The 14,842-nt window shown below is 44.7% G+C and carries 24 protein-coding genes; all 24 read right to left on the bottom strand.

The features are described 5' to 3' along the window. Positions 1-213 precede the first annotated feature (213 nt). The 24 genes from BLS44_RS00980 to rpsJ all read right to left on the bottom strand — a co-directional run bounded on the left by BLS44_RS00980 (position 214) and on the right by rpsJ (position 14,717). The gene (locus tag BLS44_RS00980; RefSeq protein WP_090388162.1) at positions 214-1,530 is read right to left on the bottom strand and encodes a UDP-glucose dehydrogenase family protein; all 1,317 of its coding nucleotides are present in this window, start codon (positions 1,528-1,530) and stop codon (positions 214-216) included. Positions 1,531-1,576: 46 nt separating this feature from the next. Beyond that, positions 1,577-2,386, bottom strand: coding sequence for a type I methionyl aminopeptidase (gene map / locus BLS44_RS00975; RefSeq protein ID WP_090388586.1), 810 nt, complete (start codon positions 2,384-2,386; stop codon positions 1,577-1,579). A 69-nt stretch (positions 2,387-2,455) separates the two neighbouring features. After that, on the bottom strand, positions 2,456-3,796 hold the full coding sequence (gene secY, locus BLS44_RS00970) for a preprotein translocase subunit SecY (RefSeq protein WP_090388161.1): 1,341 nt from the start codon (positions 3,794-3,796) through the stop codon (positions 2,456-2,458). 74 nt (positions 3,797-3,870) lie between these two features. Continuing rightward, positions 3,871-4,320, bottom strand: a complete 450-nt coding sequence (gene rplO, locus BLS44_RS00965; RefSeq protein WP_090388160.1) for a 50S ribosomal protein L15 — start codon at positions 4,318-4,320, stop codon at positions 3,871-3,873. A gap of 100 nt (positions 4,321-4,420) precedes the next feature. Next, on the bottom strand, positions 4,421-4,600 hold the full coding sequence (gene rpmD, locus BLS44_RS00960) for a 50S ribosomal protein L30 (RefSeq protein ID WP_018630065.1): 180 nt from the start codon (positions 4,598-4,600) through the stop codon (positions 4,421-4,423). A gap of 82 nt (positions 4,601-4,682) precedes the next feature. After that, positions 4,683-5,201 (bottom strand): 30S ribosomal protein S5, encoded by a 519-nt coding sequence (rpsE, locus tag BLS44_RS00955; RefSeq protein WP_018630064.1) that lies wholly within the window; start codon positions 5,199-5,201, stop codon positions 4,683-4,685. 26 nt (positions 5,202-5,227) lie between these two features. Next, the gene (gene rplR / locus BLS44_RS00950; RefSeq protein ID WP_090388159.1) at positions 5,228-5,584 is read right to left on the bottom strand and encodes a 50S ribosomal protein L18; all 357 of its coding nucleotides are present in this window, start codon (positions 5,582-5,584) and stop codon (positions 5,228-5,230) included. Between the two features lie 109 nt (positions 5,585-5,693). Then, the gene (rplF, locus tag BLS44_RS00945; protein ID WP_090388158.1) at positions 5,694-6,248 is read right to left on the bottom strand and encodes a 50S ribosomal protein L6; all 555 of its coding nucleotides are present in this window, start codon (positions 6,246-6,248) and stop codon (positions 5,694-5,696) included. 157 nt (positions 6,249-6,405) lie between these two features. Continuing rightward, positions 6,406-6,804, bottom strand: a complete 399-nt coding sequence (rpsH, locus tag BLS44_RS00940; protein ID WP_090388157.1) for a 30S ribosomal protein S8 — start codon at positions 6,802-6,804, stop codon at positions 6,406-6,408. Between the two features lie 86 nt (positions 6,805-6,890). Next, the gene (gene rpsN, locus BLS44_RS00935) at positions 6,891-7,160 is read right to left on the bottom strand and encodes a 30S ribosomal protein S14 (RefSeq protein ID WP_090388156.1); all 270 of its coding nucleotides are present in this window, start codon (positions 7,158-7,160) and stop codon (positions 6,891-6,893) included. Positions 7,161-7,233: 73 nt separating this feature from the next. Next, positions 7,234-7,800, bottom strand: coding sequence for a 50S ribosomal protein L5 (gene rplE / locus BLS44_RS00930; protein WP_090388155.1), 567 nt, complete (start codon positions 7,798-7,800; stop codon positions 7,234-7,236). 32 nt (positions 7,801-7,832) lie between these two features. Further along, the gene (rplX, locus tag BLS44_RS00925; RefSeq protein WP_090388154.1) at positions 7,833-8,192 is read right to left on the bottom strand and encodes a 50S ribosomal protein L24; all 360 of its coding nucleotides are present in this window, start codon (positions 8,190-8,192) and stop codon (positions 7,833-7,835) included. Between the two features lie 100 nt (positions 8,193-8,292). After that, on the bottom strand, positions 8,293-8,661 hold the full coding sequence (rplN, locus tag BLS44_RS00920) for a 50S ribosomal protein L14 (RefSeq protein WP_018630057.1): 369 nt from the start codon (positions 8,659-8,661) through the stop codon (positions 8,293-8,295). A 143-nt stretch (positions 8,662-8,804) separates the two neighbouring features. Then, positions 8,805-9,062 (bottom strand): 30S ribosomal protein S17, encoded by a 258-nt coding sequence (rpsQ, locus tag BLS44_RS00915; RefSeq protein WP_067752853.1) that lies wholly within the window; start codon positions 9,060-9,062, stop codon positions 8,805-8,807. 33 nt (positions 9,063-9,095) lie between these two features. Continuing rightward, a complete protein-coding gene (rpmC, locus tag BLS44_RS00910) occupies positions 9,096-9,317 on the bottom strand; it encodes a 50S ribosomal protein L29 (protein WP_090388153.1) in 222 nt (73 codons plus the stop codon). 96 nt (positions 9,318-9,413) lie between these two features. Further along, the gene (gene rplP / locus BLS44_RS00905; protein WP_090388152.1) at positions 9,414-9,836 is read right to left on the bottom strand and encodes a 50S ribosomal protein L16; all 423 of its coding nucleotides are present in this window, start codon (positions 9,834-9,836) and stop codon (positions 9,414-9,416) included. A gap of 69 nt (positions 9,837-9,905) precedes the next feature. Then, entirely contained in the window at positions 9,906-10,664 is a 759-nt protein-coding gene (rpsC, locus tag BLS44_RS00900; protein WP_090388151.1) for a 30S ribosomal protein S3, read from the bottom strand. A gap of 9 nt (positions 10,665-10,673) precedes the next feature. Then, the gene (gene rplV, locus BLS44_RS00895) at positions 10,674-11,150 is read right to left on the bottom strand and encodes a 50S ribosomal protein L22 (RefSeq protein ID WP_090388150.1); all 477 of its coding nucleotides are present in this window, start codon (positions 11,148-11,150) and stop codon (positions 10,674-10,676) included. 97 nt (positions 11,151-11,247) lie between these two features. Then, the gene (gene rpsS / locus BLS44_RS00890) at positions 11,248-11,517 is read right to left on the bottom strand and encodes a 30S ribosomal protein S19 (protein WP_090388149.1); all 270 of its coding nucleotides are present in this window, start codon (positions 11,515-11,517) and stop codon (positions 11,248-11,250) included. A 40-nt stretch (positions 11,518-11,557) separates the two neighbouring features. Continuing rightward, positions 11,558-12,397, bottom strand: coding sequence for a 50S ribosomal protein L2 (gene rplB / locus BLS44_RS00885; protein ID WP_090388585.1), 840 nt, complete (start codon positions 12,395-12,397; stop codon positions 11,558-11,560). Between the two features lie 108 nt (positions 12,398-12,505). Beyond that, positions 12,506-12,805 carry a 50S ribosomal protein L23 gene (gene rplW, locus BLS44_RS00880; protein ID WP_090388148.1) on the bottom strand — a complete coding sequence of 100 codons (300 nt, stop codon included), beginning with the start codon at positions 12,803-12,805 and terminating at the stop codon, positions 12,506-12,508. A gap of 29 nt (positions 12,806-12,834) precedes the next feature. Further along, the gene (rplD, locus tag BLS44_RS00875; RefSeq protein WP_090388147.1) at positions 12,835-13,476 is read right to left on the bottom strand and encodes a 50S ribosomal protein L4; all 642 of its coding nucleotides are present in this window, start codon (positions 13,474-13,476) and stop codon (positions 12,835-12,837) included. 36 nt (positions 13,477-13,512) lie between these two features. Further along, positions 13,513-14,130, bottom strand: a complete 618-nt coding sequence (rplC, locus tag BLS44_RS00870) for a 50S ribosomal protein L3 (protein ID WP_090388146.1) — start codon at positions 14,128-14,130, stop codon at positions 13,513-13,515. Between the two features lie 281 nt (positions 14,131-14,411). Beyond that, positions 14,412-14,717, bottom strand: coding sequence for a 30S ribosomal protein S10 (rpsJ, locus tag BLS44_RS00865; protein WP_008584585.1), 306 nt, complete (start codon positions 14,715-14,717; stop codon positions 14,412-14,414). Between the last annotated feature and the right edge of the window lie 125 nt (positions 14,718-14,842).

Genomic DNA, 14,842 nt, shown 5'->3' with positions numbered 1-14,842 from the left:
CAAACGCATCCAAATTCTGTAAACCAATATTTTCGTTATAGCAATGTATATCCCCCGTGTTCGGGACATCCGGAAGATTTGCCACAGTTTCGAACACCTCCGGAATACCATCATCTGCCCGCAGTATGTATTTGCATAGTACGAATAACAAAGCCGCCTGCTTCAATGAGCAGGCGGCTTCTTTTATAGTTTTACTGTTTGCGGGCGCAGTTATCAGAAAGGCACGGTGTTACGCCCCATACTCTCATAGTAAAAGCCCTGTTCTTTCATCTTCTCCAATGCATATACATTGCGACCGTCAAAAACAACCGGCGTTTTTAGCTGCATTTTCATTTTCTCAAAATCAGGATTGCGAAACTCGCTCCACTCGGTCAGTATCAGTAATGCATCTGCATCCTGCAGCGCCTCGTACTGGTTGGCCGAATAGCCAAGCTGATCTCCGAACTTCCGGTGTATATTATCCATTGCAACGGGGTCATATACTTTTACCGTAGCGCCCTCCGCCAACAATGCCTCAATAATATCGATCGAAGGAGCATCCCGGATATCATCGGTTTCCGGCTTAAAAGCCAGTCCCCATACGGCCAGCAGCTTTCCGTTAAGCTCATTGCGGAAATAAGCCCGGAGCTTTTCAATGATCCGCCCCTTCTGCAGCCTGTTCACCTCCAGCACCGACTGCAACAGCTTAAAATCATAGGCATGCTCCTTTGCCGTAAGGTTCAGTGCCAGCACATCTTTTGGAAAACAGCTGCCTCCATAACCGATACCGGGAAAAAGGAAACGCTTCCCGATCCGTTGATCGCTCCCGATCCCGATACGCACCCAGTCTACATTGGCACCTGTGCGTTCGCAAAGGTTGGCGATCTCATTCATAAAGGAGATCTTCATAGCAAGGAACGAATTAGCTGCATACTTGGTCATTTCGGCGCTGCGGGTATCCATAAAGTAAACAGGATTTCCCTGGCGCACAAACGGGTTATACAGCTCCTCCATGATCTTGGCAGCCCGTTCGGACCCGGCGCCCACAACTACTCTTTCAGGTTTCAGGAAATCGTCAACCGCCACCCCTTCTCTCAGAAATTCGGGGTTAGAAACCACATCAAACAACTCTGCAGGCAGTTTCTCCGACAAAATTGCAGCAACCTTTTCTGCTGTGCCCACGGGCACGGTACTTTTATTAACCACCACTCTGTAGGAAGTGATCAGGTCTCCAAGCTGTGCAGCAACCTGTAATACATATTTCAGATCTGCCGAGCCATCCTCACCGGAAGGTGTGGGAAGCGCCAGGAAGATCACCAATGCATCCTGCACAGCTGCTTCAAGGTCATTGGTAAAACTGATCCGCTCCTCCCGTATATTCCGGGTAAGCAACACCTCCAGGCCTGGCTCATAAATGGGCGTTATCCCTTTTTTTAAAGCCTCGATCTTCTCTTCATTTACATCCACACAAATTACCTGGTTACCGGTTTCTGCAAAACAGGTACCCGTTACCAACCCCACATAGCCGGTTCCAATAACTGCAATTTTCATATTCTATTATTAACGTTTTTATGACGGAAATGCGTTATCCCGGAACTCAGGATTTCAGCGTACAGACAAACAGTTCCGGGTTCTGCCTTTCGGCCTCTTCTATCGTTGCGTAATTTGAAAGCACATCGGCTTTTCCCGGCCGGATACATACATCATGCTCAAAGTGAACGGAAGGACTGCCGTCCCTGGTACGCACGGTCCAGCCATCGCTTTCTGTAAACACGTCCTTTGTGCCCAGGTTGATCATCGGCTCAATGGCCAGCACCATCCCGCTCTGGAGCTTCATCCCCGTACCTCTTTTTCCATAATTAGGCACCTGCGGATCTTCGTGCATTTTTTGCCCCAGCCCATGTCCTACCAGCTCCCGTACCACACCATAGCCATGTTCCTTTTCTGTATAATACTGGATGGCGAAACCAATATCCCCGATCCGGTGCCCGGTAGTAGCCTTTTCAATCCCTTTGTACAGCGACTCCTTGGTAACAGCAATCAGCTGCTGGGCTTCAGGGGCAGGTTCTCCTATAGCGAAGGTATATGCATGATCACCATGCCATTTGTCCAGGATCACTCCTACATCGATCGACACAATATCCCCCGGTTTCAGCTCGGTTTTATTGGGGAAGCCATGTACCACTACATCGTTTACCGATATACAGGAATTGAACGGGTACCCGTTATAATTGAGAAAAGATGGAATAGCGTTATGATCGCCAATAAACTCTCCGATGGTCTTATCCAGGCTTATGGTTGTGATGCCCGGTTTCAGGATCTTTGCAATCTCTGTGAGTGTTTTACTTACTAATAATGCGCTCCTGCGCATCAGTTCCACCTGGTCTTCCGATTTGATTTTTACCATATTGTTCATTAAAAAAGTCCCGCAACTACCGTTGCGGGACTGCAAAGTTATCGATTTTCTTATAACGAATTAAATCTGGATGGCTGAAGAACTCTGGCGTCCCTGGATACGGCCGCTTTTCATCAAACCGTCGTACTGGCGCATCATCAGCTGGGTCTCAATCTGCTGTAATGTATCCAGTACCACCCCTACCATAATCAGCAGCGAGGTTCCGCCAAAGAACATGGAGAAGCCCATGGTCATGCCGAAAAGCTTCTGGATCAAACCAGGTAAGATCCCTACAAAAGCCAGCAATACCGCACCTGGAAAAGTGATCCGGTCCATAATGGTACCGATATAATCTGTTGTAGGCTGCCCCGGTTTAACACCTGGTACAAAACCATTGTTCTGCTTGAGGTTATCCGAGATCTGCTTGGGATTAAAGATCAGCGCCGTGTAAAGGAACGTAAACCCGATCACAACCACTGCATAAATCAGCATATACCAGCCATTGGTATGATCCGTAAACATCCTCCCCAGGTCAGCGTTCTTACTTCCCATCGTAAACAGGGTGGGTACAAACATAATTGCCTGCGCAAAGATGATCGGCATTACCCCGGCGGCATTCACCTTAAGGGGCAGGAACTGCCGTGCTCCGCCAAACTGCCGGTTGCCCACGATCTGCTTGGCGTAGTTCACCGGAACTTTTCTTACCCCCTGAACCAGCATAATGGATCCCAGGATGATCGCTACAAAAAGAGCAATCTCAATAATAAAGATCAGGATATCCCCGGTCCTGGTTGAACGGAACGTAAGTTCCTGAGCCAGCGACTGCGGAAGACGGCCAAGGATCCCCACCATGATGATCAGGGATACCCCGTTGCCCAGCCCTTTATCAGTGATCTTTTCACCCAGCCACATTACAAACAGTGTACCGGTGGTCAACAGGATAACGGTGGTCAGGGAAAAATAAAAGCTTCCATATCCGGCCATGATAGCAGGTCCGGAGGTTTGCTGCAAATACGCCAGGTAAGCGAAGGCCTGTACAAAAGTTACCACAACAGTCAGGTACCGTGTGATCTGGTTAATCTTCTTACGTCCGCTTTCACCCTCTTTCTGCATTTTCTGGAAGGAGGGCACCAATACGGTCATCAGCTGCATGAAGATGGATGCCGTGATATAAGGCATAACCCCCAGCGCAAAAATAGAGGCCTGCTCAAAGGCGCCTCCTGCAAAAGTATTGATCAGATCCAGGATCCCGTTCTGCGCATTATTTTTCTGCAGCGCTTCCAGGGTAACCGGGTTAATGCCGGGAAGCGGAATATACTTTCCGATCCGGTAAATAAAGATCAGCAATAAAGTGAAAAGAATTTTACTCCTTAGCTCTTCGATGCTCCATATATTCTTAAGTGTAGTAATTAGTTTTTTCACCTGATTCTTCTTAAATTGTCAATTCTCCAAAATTAAAAGACGCACTACGTGCGTCCAAATCTATTTTTGAGAAATTAGTTCAATATCTCAACAGATCCACCGGCAGCTTCGATGGCAGCTTTCGCTTTTTCGCTGATGGCGTGAACCTTAAATGCAAATTTGCCTTTAATTTCCCCGTTACCCAAAACCTTTACTTTGTCGGTCTTACCAATAAAGCCCATGTTGTAAAGATTCTCAGCAGAAAAATCAGAAATGTTATGTGTTTCAGCCCACTGATCTACCTGGCCAATGTTAATGATCTTATAAACAATTTTGTCCGGGTTCTTAAAGCCTCTTTTAGGTGTACGGCGCTGGATCGGCATCTGGCCGCCTTCATGTCCTATTTTCCGCTTGTAACCGGCACGGCTCTGCCCCCCTTTATTACCTTTTGTGGAGGTTCCGCCGAAACCGCTTCCTTCACCACGACCAATTCTTTTTTCTTTGTGTACTGCACCTTTTGCAGGCCTTAATTCATGTAATTTCATTGCTTTACTTTTTTACTTACGCTCCAAAAGCGGGAGCTCGCTTGTTAAATGATATCCTGCCAGGCAGGAAGACGTGCAAATATAGCGCACGGATCCGGATTTACAATTCTTCAACTTTTAACATATGCTCCACTTTGCGGATCATACCCAGGATCTGTGGAGTAGCTTCTACTTCCTTGCTACTGTTGGTTTTATTCAATCCCAATGCTTTTAATGTAAGCTTTTGCCGTTCCGGGCGGTCGATCGGGCTTTTTACTAACGTAACTTTTATCTTTTTCATATCAATATGTTTAAGGTTTAAAGTTCAACATTTAAAGTCTGCTCAGCACATTGCCCTTTAAACATCAAACCTTAAACTTTTCTTATCCGTTAAATACTTTCTTTAAGCCTAATGAGCGGGTTTTTGCAACATGTACCGGCTCACGCATCATTGCCAATGCTTTAAAGGTAGCTTTTACCACGTTATGCGGGTTAGCAGAACCCAGGTTCTTTGCCAGCACATCCGTAAGACCTGCTGCTTCCAATACGGCACGCATAGAGCCTCCGGCAATTACACCGGTACCGGCAGATGCGGGTTTCACCATTACCTTTGCAGCACCTTCTTTCGCCCACTGATCGTGAGGAATAGTACCTTTCATGATCGGAACCTTAATGAGGTTTTTCTTGGCATCCTCTATTCCTTTTGTGATTGCTTCCTGAACTTCTTTTGCCTTTCCCAGGCCATGTCCTACAACTCCGTTACCATCCCCTACAACAACCAATGCAGAAAAGCTGAATGCACGACCGCCCTTGGTTGTTTTTACTACACGATTAATAGCTACCACCTTGTCTTTTAATTCAAGATCGCCCGCCTTAACATTGTTGAAATTAACTGTTGACATTATTTCGTTTTAGATTGAATAACTTTTTAAAATTGCAAACCACCTTCTCTTGCACCTTCAGCCACAGCCTTAACACGCCCGTGGTACAGGTAGCCGCCTCTGTCAAAAACTACCGCTTTTACATTCAGGTCTGCTGCTTTACGGGCGATGGCCGCGCCAACCAGCTTGCCTTTTTCAGATTTGGTACCCGGCTGCGCCTTGATATCCTTGTCTTTCGTAGAGGCCGCAGCAATGGTTACTCCCTTGTTATCGTCGATCAACTGGGCATAAATATCCGTATTGCTACGAAATACTGCCAGTCTCGGTTTTTCTGAAGTACCGCTGATTTTCTGACGAATAGAGCGGCGGATGCTGGTTCTTCTTTTAACTTTTACGTTTGACATTGTCTTTTATTTGTTTCCCTGATGCTGCCAGGGATTTTTATGTTTCAAGTTCAAGGTTTAAGGTTTGAAGTTTAGTGTTCAACTTTAAACCTCAAACCTTAAACACTATTTATTTACCTGCAGACTTACCTGCTTTCTTACGTACAATTTCTCCTACAAAGCGTACCCCTTTTCCTTTGTAAGGCTCGGGCTTGCGAAGGCTGCGGATCTTGGCACATACAGCACCCACCAGTTGTTTATCGCTGCCGCTGATCGTGATGGTCGGGTTTTGTCCTTTTACCGTTTCTGTAGCAACGGTCAGTTCTTTAGGAATATCAAAAATGATGTTATGAGAATATCCTAAAGAAAGATCCAGCTGGTTGCCCTGGTTGGTGGCTTTATAACCTACACCCACCAGTTCCATTTTCTTTTCAAAGCCGTTGGTAACCCCTTCAACCAGGTTCGCTACCAGCGCACGGGTCAGGCCATGCAGCGCCCGGTGATGGATCTGATCCGAAGGACGGGTGATCGCAACCTGACCGTCTTTTACTTCTACTTTGATATCTGCATTCACCGCCTCTTTCAGCTCCCCTTTTTTACCTTTAACAGTAACCACATTCTCATTGTTTACTGTAACTGTTACTCCTTCAGGGATGGCGATCAGTTGTTTACCTATACGAGACATAATCTTGATTTGAAAATTTGAAAATTTGAATAATTCTGAAAATGTAGATCTGAATGCTTTCAGTTATCGTATAAAAAACTTAAGATTTCCATTCATCCCCTTGTGATTATAACCTGAAAACCATTTTCAAATTTTCAAATTATCTCATGCGCACATTTTAGTAAATGTGGCAAAGAACCTCACCGCCCACATTCTGGGAGCGCGCATCTTTGTCGGTCATCACCCCCTTGGAGGTAGACAGGATAGCGATACCCAGTCCGTTCTTCACCCGGCGGATCTCCGCAGGCTTGGCATACTGGCGCAAACCCGGGCGGCTTACCCTTTCCAGGCTGTGAATCGCCGGCTGCTTGGTAGTAGCATCGTATTTCAATGCGATCTTAATTACGCCTTGCTTATTATCTTCTTCAAACTTATACTTCAGGATATATCCCTGGTTGTATAAGATCTCCGTCATGCGTTTTTTCAGGTTAGATGCAGGAATATCCACAATACGGTGACCCGCCATTTGAGCATTACGTATTCTTGTTAAAAAATCTGCAATTGGATCTGTTACCATTTTATATGAGTTATATCAGTTCAAAATTTAGTGGGTGGTTTATTTTAAAAGCCCATACCCTGTCTTACGGCTTTGTGCAGCTGAAATTACCAGCTCGCTTTTTTCAATCCTGGAATTTTACCATTCAATGCCATATCCCGCAGGGCAACCCTGGAAATACCAAAATAACGTACATATCCTTTAGGACGGCCCGTTAACTGGCAACGGTTTTTCAAACGCACTTTGGAAGAGTTCTTCGGAAGTTTATCCAAAGCGGCATAGTCGCCGGCTTTTTTAAGCTCTTCTCTTTTAGCGGCGTATTGCTCCACCATTTTTTCTCTTTTTACCTGACGGGCTTTAATTGAAGTTTTTGCCATGTTTGATTCAATTCTAAAATCCGGATCCCCGGGTGATGATGCCCCGGAACCTGTGATTTGTTATTTTATAATATTACTTTTTAGCGTTTTTGAAAGGCATTCCCAGTTCCTTCAACAGTTCGTACGCCTCTTCATCGGTGTCGGCGGTAGTCACAAATGTGATGTCCATACCGGTGATCTTGTTCACCTTATCGATGTCGATCTCGGGGAAAATGATCTGCTCTGTAACACCCATGGTATAGTTTCCGCGGCCATCAAAGGATTTTTCATTGATCCCTTTAAAGTCACGTACACGGGGTAATGCTACAGCGATCAGGCGATCCAGGAATTCATACATTTTCTCGCCGCGCAGGGTTACGCGGGCGCCGATCGGCATACTCTTGCGCAACTTGAAGTTGGAGATATCTTTTTTAGAATTGGTCACCACTGCTTTTTGTCCGGTGATCGTTGTCAGCTCATCAACCGCAACATCAACCAGTTTTTTATCAGTTACGGCACCATTTACACCACGGTTGATGCAGATCTTTTCCAGTTTAGGAGCCTGCATTACCGATTTGTAAGCAAACTTCTTCACTAATGCCGGGGCTACTTCATTCTTATATTTTGTAGCCAGCCTGGGGATATATGTTTTAGTACTCATGGTCTATTACTTTATTTGCGATACACAAAAGATTAGATTTTCTCTCCTGATTTTTTAAAGATGCGCAATGTCTTACCAGCCTCACGCTCACGCTTTACCTTAGAAGGTGCTTTAGCCTTTGCATCCCATAACATCACATTGCTGATATGAATCGGAGCTTCTACTTTTACAATACCGCCCTTTGTATTCTGGGCAGAGGGTTTGGTATGTTTGGTTTTAATGTTTACCCCTTCCACCAGCACTTTTCCTTCGTCTACAAGGACTTCTTTCACCAACCGGGGTTTATATTCAAACTTACCATTATCATCTTTGCGGGGTTTTGCGGCTCCGCTGATAACAATAACCAGATCACCTTTTTTAATATTGTACTTGGGTTTAAATCTTTTGCTCATTTTTTTATGCTTTCTTTATGCTTAATGCGAAAGGCTCAAGGCTTAACGCTATTTTTTATGGATGGATGCCTTCAGCATTTGCATTAGGCATTGGGCTCATTTATAACACCTCGGGAGCTAATGACACAATCCTCATGTATCCTTTATCCCGAAGTTCCCGGGCTACCGGCCCGAAAATACGGGTACCTCTTGGCTCATCAGCTGCGTTCAGGATCACAACGGCATTATCATCAAAACGGATGTAAGAGCCATCTTTACGACGCAGTTTGTTGGTTGTACGTACGATCACCGCTTTAGCTACGGTCCCTTTCTTTATACCCCCTGCCGGAGTAGCGTCTTTAACCGTTACAACGATCTTATCGCCAATTTTTGCATAGCGCTGACCGCTGTTGCCCAGTACACGAATGCAAAGTACCTCTTTTGCACCGCTATTATCAGCCACGTTCAACCGGCTTTCTTGCTGAATCATCTTATTAAAGATTTGAGATTTTGAGCCCCGAGGCTTCGGGGGAGTGTTGAGATCCTCATTCCCCAAAATCTATTTTAAAAAATATTATCTGTTTTCTAATCCTGAATACGGATCCCGATAGCCATCGGTCCAATACCCAATCCTTATTTTACTTTTTCAATCACCTCAACCAATCTCCAACGCTTCAGTTTGCTCAGCGGGCGGGTTTCCATGATCTTCACCGTATCACCAATGCTGCATTCATTCTTCTCGTCATGCGCATGAAACCGGGTAGTTTTCTTCAGGAACTTCCCGTAAATAGGGTGCTTTACTTTTCTTTCCACAGCAACGGTGATGGTCTTCGTCATCTTATTGCTGGTAACCACTCCTATCCTTGTTTTTCTTAAATTTCTTTCAGACATTTTATTTACCTTTTGGCTTGTACAAAATTGCTGTTACGCTTTTGCAGCTTCGCTGTTTTTATTTTGTTTTAAAAACGTTTCAATGCGGGCGATATCTTTGCGTAGCGCACGGATCGACATCGGATTCTCGAGCGGAGAGATCGCGTGTGCGAATTCCAGCTTTTTCAGGCGTTGCTTGGACTGCTCCAACTGCACCTTTAAATCTTCAGTGCCTAACCCTTTTACGCTGTCGATAAATTCTTTTTTCTTTGACATCTTTACTTAATTTGAAAATTTGTGAATTTGAAAATTTGAAAATTGTATTCTCAATGAGCCATTATTTCCAAATCAGCTCATTTCCAAATTTTCAAATTAGTGCGTTACCAAATCCCTCCGCATGGTAAACTTGGTCTTGATCGGCAATTTGCCAGACGCCAGCTCCAACGCTCTGCGTGCCACTTCCTCGCTTACACCGTCTACCTCAAAAATGATGCGGCCGGGTTGTACAACAGCTGCCCAATATTCAAGATTACCTTTACCTTTACCCATACGAACCTCTGCAGGTTTTTTAGTGATGGGCTTGTCGGGGAAAATGCGGATCCATACGTTCCCTTCCCTTTTCATGCTACGGGTAAGCGCCTGGCGGGCAGCCTCGATCTGACGATCCGTAATCCAGTGAGAATCCTGGGCCTTTAAAGCATAAGAACCAAACGAAATGGTAGTACCTCTTTTCGCGTCGCCTTTCATGCGACCTTTTTGCATTTTCCTGTGCTTTGTTCTCTTCGGTTGTAACATTCTATTGAGATTTGAGATTTGAGATTTGAGATTTACTGGATCTCAGATTTCAAACTGTTTTATATATTATTAATTCCTTTTGTCTCTTCCACCGCCACGGCGATCGCCTCTGCGGTCATCCCTGCGATGTTCCCTTCTTTCACCACCACCTACATTCTTATCATTTCCTGAAATAAAGTTGGGGTTCAGATCACGCTTCGCCAGCACTTCACCTTTACAGATCCAAACTTTGATCCCGATTTTACCATAAACGGTCTGAGCAAATACATTGGCATAATCGATATCCATCCGGAAGGTATGCAATGGCACACGTCCCTGTTTGAATTCTTCGCTACGGGCAATTTCAGCACCACCCAAACGACCGCTTAATTTCACCTTAATCCCTTCGGCGCCCATGCGCAATGCAGAAGCAATCGCCATCTTGGTTGCGCGCTTAAAGTTGATCCGGTTCTCGATCTGGCGTGCGATGGTATCGCCAACGATCATAGCATCTGTTTCGGGGCGACGGATCTCCAGGATATTGATCTGCACATCGTCATTCTGAGTCAGCTTCTTCAATTCTTCCTTGATGCGATCTACCTCGCCACCGCCTTTACCAATAATGATCCCGGGTTTAGACGTATGAATGGTGATGATTAATTTACCTAAGGTTCTTTCGATAACAATTTTAGAAATACCTCCCTTGTTGATACGGGCATTCAGGTATGTTCTGATCTTGTTGTCTTCGATTAACTTAGAAGCAAAATCTTTTTTGCTTCCATACCAGTTAGATTCCCATCCACGGATGATGCCTAACCTGTTACCAATTGGATTTGCTTTTTGACCCATATTTATTGGTTATGCTTTTTTAGATTCTTTAGTTGACTTTTTTGCAGCAGCCTTTTTCTTGGCAGGAGCTTTTACACTTGCTGCTTCTGCTACTTCAGCAGGTGCAGCTTTCGCAGCGGCTTTTGCTTTCTTCGCAGCTTTCTTATCTTCACCAGCTACATCTACCACCAGGGTAACATGATTGCTACGCTTGCGAACCCGGTAGCCACGGCCTTGCGGAGCAGGGCGCATACGCTTTAAGGTACGGCCACCATCCACGTAAATGGTCTTCACCACTAAGCCGGATTCATCTTCTCCTTCATTGGCCTGTTTCCAGTTTACAATGGCACTCAATACCAGCTTCCGCAAAGGTACTGCAGGATGTTTGGGATTGTGCTCCAGTTCGGCCAACACCAGATCCACTCTTTGGCCGCGAATCAAATCAGCCAACAACCTCATTTTACGAGGTGAAGTTGGATAATTTCTAAGTTTTGCTACTGCTTCCATTATTTAAGTTTGAGGTTTGAAGTTTACAACTGATCTGCTTGCACATCCCGGGTAAACAATCAAACGATCTTTTATATATTAATGCTTTTATTGAATGTTACTTCTTGTCGCCCGCATGTCCCTTAAAGTTGCGGGTGGGTGCAAATTCACCCAATTTGTGTCCTACCATAAACTCTGTAACATATACCGGAATAAATTTATTTCCGTTATGCACTGCAAAAGTGTGGCCTACAAAATCAGGTGTAATTGTAGAGCGGCGGCTCCAGGTTTTAATTACAGCCTTTTTTCCTTTTCCATCATTAATAGCCAGCACCTTTTTTTCGAGGTGAGTTGCTACATAAGGACCTTTTTTTATCGAACGAGCCATATTTTTTTATTTCTGATTTCTAATTACTGATTTCTGATTACTATTTAGCCAGTTTGCTACCGTTTTTACGCTGAATGATGAGTTTATCACTTGATTTACCCACCGTTCTTGTTTTTTCACCTTTTGCGTATTTACCGGTGCGGCTGCGCGGGTGACCTCCGGAAGCACGGCCTTCACCACCACCCATCGGGTGATCTACAGGGTTCATGGCCACACCCCGGTTTCTCGGGCGGATACCTTTCCAACGGTTCCTACCGGCCTTACCCATGCTTTGCAGGCTATGGTCGCTATTGCTCACCACCCCTACTGTAGCAAAACAGTTGATCAGCACTTTTCTCAGTTCACCGGAAGGCATTTTCAATACTGCATATTTCTCTTCCTTGTTGGTCAGCTGGGCAGATGCACCGGCACTGCGGGAGATCTTTCCACCCTGACCCGGATTCAGTTCAATATTATGCACATTGGTACCCAGCGGCATGTTTTTCAGCTGCAGCGCATTACCGATCTCAGGAGCAACAGCGTTACCACTGATCACCTCAGCACCTACAACCAGCCCCTGGGGAGCGATGATATATCGTTTTTCACCATCAGTATATTCCAGCAACGCGATGAATGCCGTACGGTTCGGATCGTATTCGATGCTTGCTACTTTAGCTGCCACATCGTGCTTATCTCTCTTAAAATCAACAATACGATATTTCTTTTTATGACCACCACCTCTGTAACGCATGGTCAAATGCCCTGAAGAGTTCCGTCCAGCTGTGCTCTTCTTGGATTCTAACAGGCTTTTTTCAGGCTTGTTGGTAGTCACCTCGGAATAGGAATTCCCGATTCTCCAACGCGTACCGGCTGTTACCGGCTTAAACTTTCTTACTGACATTTTATTTGTTTCAGGTTTCAAGTTTCAGGTTTCAGGTTTATTCCCGTTACCGAAACATTTATTTTGATTCAACACTTCGCGGCGGCTGATTGCCCTTCTGTTCAGAAATTAGATATTTGCGTACAGGTCGATCTCCTCGCCTTCTGCAACCGTTACATATGCTTTTTTGTAACCGGATTTACGTCCCTGGATAAATCCTGCCTTTGTATAGCGGGTTTTATTCTTTGCAGGGGCAACAACTGTATTTACGCTGGTAACGGTAACACCATAAAAAGTTTCAATTGCCTTTTTAATTTCCAGCTTGTTTGATTTTTTTGCTACCTTAAAAGCATACCGGCGCAGTTTTTCCTGCTGGGCATTTGCTTTTTCGGTTAAAATCGGTTTGATTAATATTTCAGATGGTTTCATGACCAAATCTTTTTTTCGGGGTTAAACTCTTAAGCTTCTACAGCCTCTTCTAAATCTTCAGAAAATATTTTTGCAGCACCTTCAGAAAGTACCAGTACCTCTGAGTTTACAATATCATATGTGTTGATATCGCTCAGCGGCAAAGCCAGCACAGAAGGTACGTTGCGCAACGACAATTCAATATTTTCATTGGGCTCCGCTAAAACGAACATTGATTTTTTATCGCCTACATTCCATTTGCCTAAAGCAGTGGTCAATGTTTTTGTCTTAGGCGCTTCCAGGCTGATATCTTCTACCACCAGGATCGCGTTGGCTTTTGCTTTATAGGAAAGTGCAGAGATCTTTGCCAGATCTTTTACTTTCTTGTTCAGCTTAAAGCTGTAGTCGCGGGGTTTGGGTCCAAAAATGGTACCACCACCTTTGTATAAAGGGTTCCGGATATTACCTTTACGGCTGCCACCGGTTCCTTTTTGTTTGTGCAGCTTCCGGCTGGCGCCCTGTACTTCCGCACGGGTTTTTACTTTGTGGGTTCCCTGACGCTGTGCAGCTAAAAACTGTTTTACAGCCAGATAAATTACATGGTCATTAGGCTCCGCTCCAAAAATATCATCAGGCAGTTCAACAGAACGACCGGTGCTTTTACCTTCTATATTTAAAACTTCAATTTGCATTTTCAAAAAATTTTATATGTTACAGGATACCGGGTCTTATTTTTGGATGAAAACAATGGAACCGATATGGCCCGGTACAGAACCGCTCACCAGGATGTAATTTTTTTCAGCGAAGATCTTTACCACTTTCAAACCTTTCAGCTTTACGCGGTCGCCACCCATGCGGCCTGCCATGCGCATACCTTTCATTACACGGCTGGCATCGGAAGAGTTACCCAGAGAACCGGGAGCGCGCTGACGATCGTGCTGACCGTGTGACTGCTCACCTACCCCGTGGAAGCCATGACGCTTTACAACGCCCTGGAAACCTTTACCCTTTGTTGTACCTACAACATCAACTTTTTCACCTTCTTCGAAGATGTCTACAGTAATGGTATCACCAAGATTTTTTTCTAAGGAATAATCTCTGAACTCTTTGGAGAATTTTTTTGCAGAAGTGTTAGCTTTAGCGAAGTGGTTTTTCTCTGGTTGTGTAGTGCGGCTTTCTTTTTTATCGCCGAAAGAAATCTGTAAGGCGTTATAACCGTCTGAATCTGTTGTTTTTACCTGCGTTACAACACAAGGACCGGCCTCAATGATCGTGCAGGCAGTTTGCTTACCTGAGGGATCGTAGATGCTGGTCATTCCCAATTTTTTCCCAATAATACCTTTCATTGTTATGTAGTTTTACGCCCTGCAGGATTATTGGGACTTTCACGCAATTGGCGTGATATCGATCCCCGTTTGCTACCGACCTTTTCCGTTGTTTTCCGCTTATTGCGGAATTAGGAAGTACCGGTAGTAAACAAACCCTGAATGGCTTGTTTTTATGTTTTACTTCGTTTGATACTTATGAAGTTGGATTTCAGAGCTCTTTTCTCCCGCTATTGGCAGGATTGAGAGATAAAAATATTTTAAAAAGAACTGATGCCACAGGCATTTACGCCGGCCGGGACTTAGGCTTTGATCTCAACTTCCACACCGCTCGGCAGATCCAGCTTCGACAGCGCATCTACAGTACGGGAAGAAGAGGTGTAGATATCCAATAATCTTTTGTGAGTCGCTAACTGGAACTGCTCACGGCTCTTTTTATTTACGTGTGGAGAGCGCAACACAGTAAAAATTTTACGGTGAGTGGGCAAAGGAATAGGCCCTGTAACAACTGCACCAGTGCTGCGCACTGTTTTTACGATTTTTTCAGCTGATTTATCAACCAGGTTGTGATCGTAAGACTGTAATTTAATTCTGATTCTCTGTGACATTGGATAAACCCAATTTTATTTGGGAGTGCAAATGTAGCTTGGATTTTTGAAATAAACTAATTTTTAACCAGATATTTCATTTTTAACGGTAAAAAACTTAACCGGAACCCGGTACCGTTCTTCTG

This window comes from Niabella drilacis (assembly GCF_900101395.1).
In the GTDB taxonomy this organism is placed as follows: Bacteria; Bacteroidota; Bacteroidia; order Chitinophagales; family Chitinophagaceae; genus Niabella; species Niabella drilacis.
Note: the sequence above shows the minus strand (reverse complement) of the source record. Positions and strands in the feature narration are given on the sequence as shown.

Bases quoted from the DNA above. Each gene is read 5' to 3' on its own strand.
- BLS44_RS00980 (WP_090388162.1), bottom strand. From the start codon at position 1,530: ATGAAAATTGCAGTTATTGGAACCGGCTATGTGGGGTTGGTAACGGGT.
- rplD (WP_090388147.1), bottom strand. From the start codon at position 13,476: ATGCAAATTGAAGTTTTAAATATAGAAGGTAAAAGCACCGGTCGTTCT.
- rpsJ (WP_008584585.1), bottom strand. From the start codon at position 14,717: ATGTCACAGAGAATCAGAATTAAATTACAGTCTTACGATCACAACCTG.
- rplE (WP_090388155.1), bottom strand. From the start codon at position 7,800: ATGAGTACTAAAACATATATCCCCAGGCTGGCTACAAAATATAAGAAT.
- rplB (WP_090388585.1), bottom strand. From the start codon at position 12,397: ATGTCAGTAAGAAAGTTTAAGCCGGTAACAGCCGGTACGCGTTGGAGA.
- map (WP_090388586.1), bottom strand. From the start codon at position 2,386: ATGGTAAAAATCAAATCGGAAGACCAGGTGGAACTGATGCGCAGGAGC.
- rplO (WP_090388160.1), bottom strand. From the start codon at position 4,320: ATGAAATTACATGAATTAAGGCCTGCAAAAGGTGCAGTACACAAAGAA.
- rplN (WP_018630057.1), bottom strand. From the start codon at position 8,661: ATGATTCAGCAAGAAAGCCGGTTGAACGTGGCTGATAATAGCGGTGCA.
- rplV (WP_090388150.1), bottom strand. From the start codon at position 11,150: ATGGAAGCAGTAGCAAAACTTAGAAATTATCCAACTTCACCTCGTAAA.
- rplP (WP_090388152.1), bottom strand. From the start codon at position 9,836: ATGTTACAACCGAAGAGAACAAAGCACAGGAAAATGCAAAAAGGTCGC.
- rpsC (WP_090388151.1), bottom strand. From the start codon at position 10,664: ATGGGTCAAAAAGCAAATCCAATTGGTAACAGGTTAGGCATCATCCGT.
- rpsN (WP_090388156.1), bottom strand. From the start codon at position 7,160: ATGGCAAAAACTTCAATTAAAGCCCGTCAGGTAAAAAGAGAAAAAATG.
- rpsE (WP_018630064.1), bottom strand. From the start codon at position 5,201: ATGTCAACAGTTAATTTCAACAATGTTAAGGCGGGCGATCTTGAATTA.
- rplR (WP_090388159.1), bottom strand. From the start codon at position 5,584: ATGTCAAACGTAAAAGTTAAAAGAAGAACCAGCATCCGCCGCTCTATT.
- rpmC (WP_090388153.1), bottom strand. From the start codon at position 9,317: ATGTCAAAGAAAAAAGAATTTATCGACAGCGTAAAAGGGTTAGGCACT.
- rplF (WP_090388158.1), bottom strand. From the start codon at position 6,248: ATGTCTCGTATAGGTAAACAACTGATCGCCATCCCTGAAGGAGTAACA.
- rpsS (WP_090388149.1), bottom strand. From the start codon at position 11,517: ATGGCTCGTTCGATAAAAAAAGGTCCTTATGTAGCAACTCACCTCGAA.
- rpmD (WP_018630065.1), bottom strand. From the start codon at position 4,600: ATGAAAAAGATAAAAGTTACGTTAGTAAAAAGCCCGATCGACCGCCCG.
- rplC (WP_090388146.1), bottom strand. From the start codon at position 14,130: ATGAAAGGTATTATTGGGAAAAAATTGGGAATGACCAGCATCTACGAT.
- rpsH (WP_090388157.1), bottom strand. From the start codon at position 6,804: ATGGTAACAGATCCAATTGCAGATTTTTTAACAAGAATACGTAATGCT.
- rpsQ (WP_067752853.1), bottom strand. From the start codon at position 9,062: ATGTCTGAAAGAAATTTAAGAAAAACAAGGATAGGAGTGGTTACCAGC.
- rplX (WP_090388154.1), bottom strand. From the start codon at position 8,192: ATGAGCAAAAGATTTAAACCCAAGTACAATATTAAAAAAGGTGATCTG.
- rplW (WP_090388148.1), bottom strand. From the start codon at position 12,805: ATGAAACCATCTGAAATATTAATCAAACCGATTTTAACCGAAAAAGCA.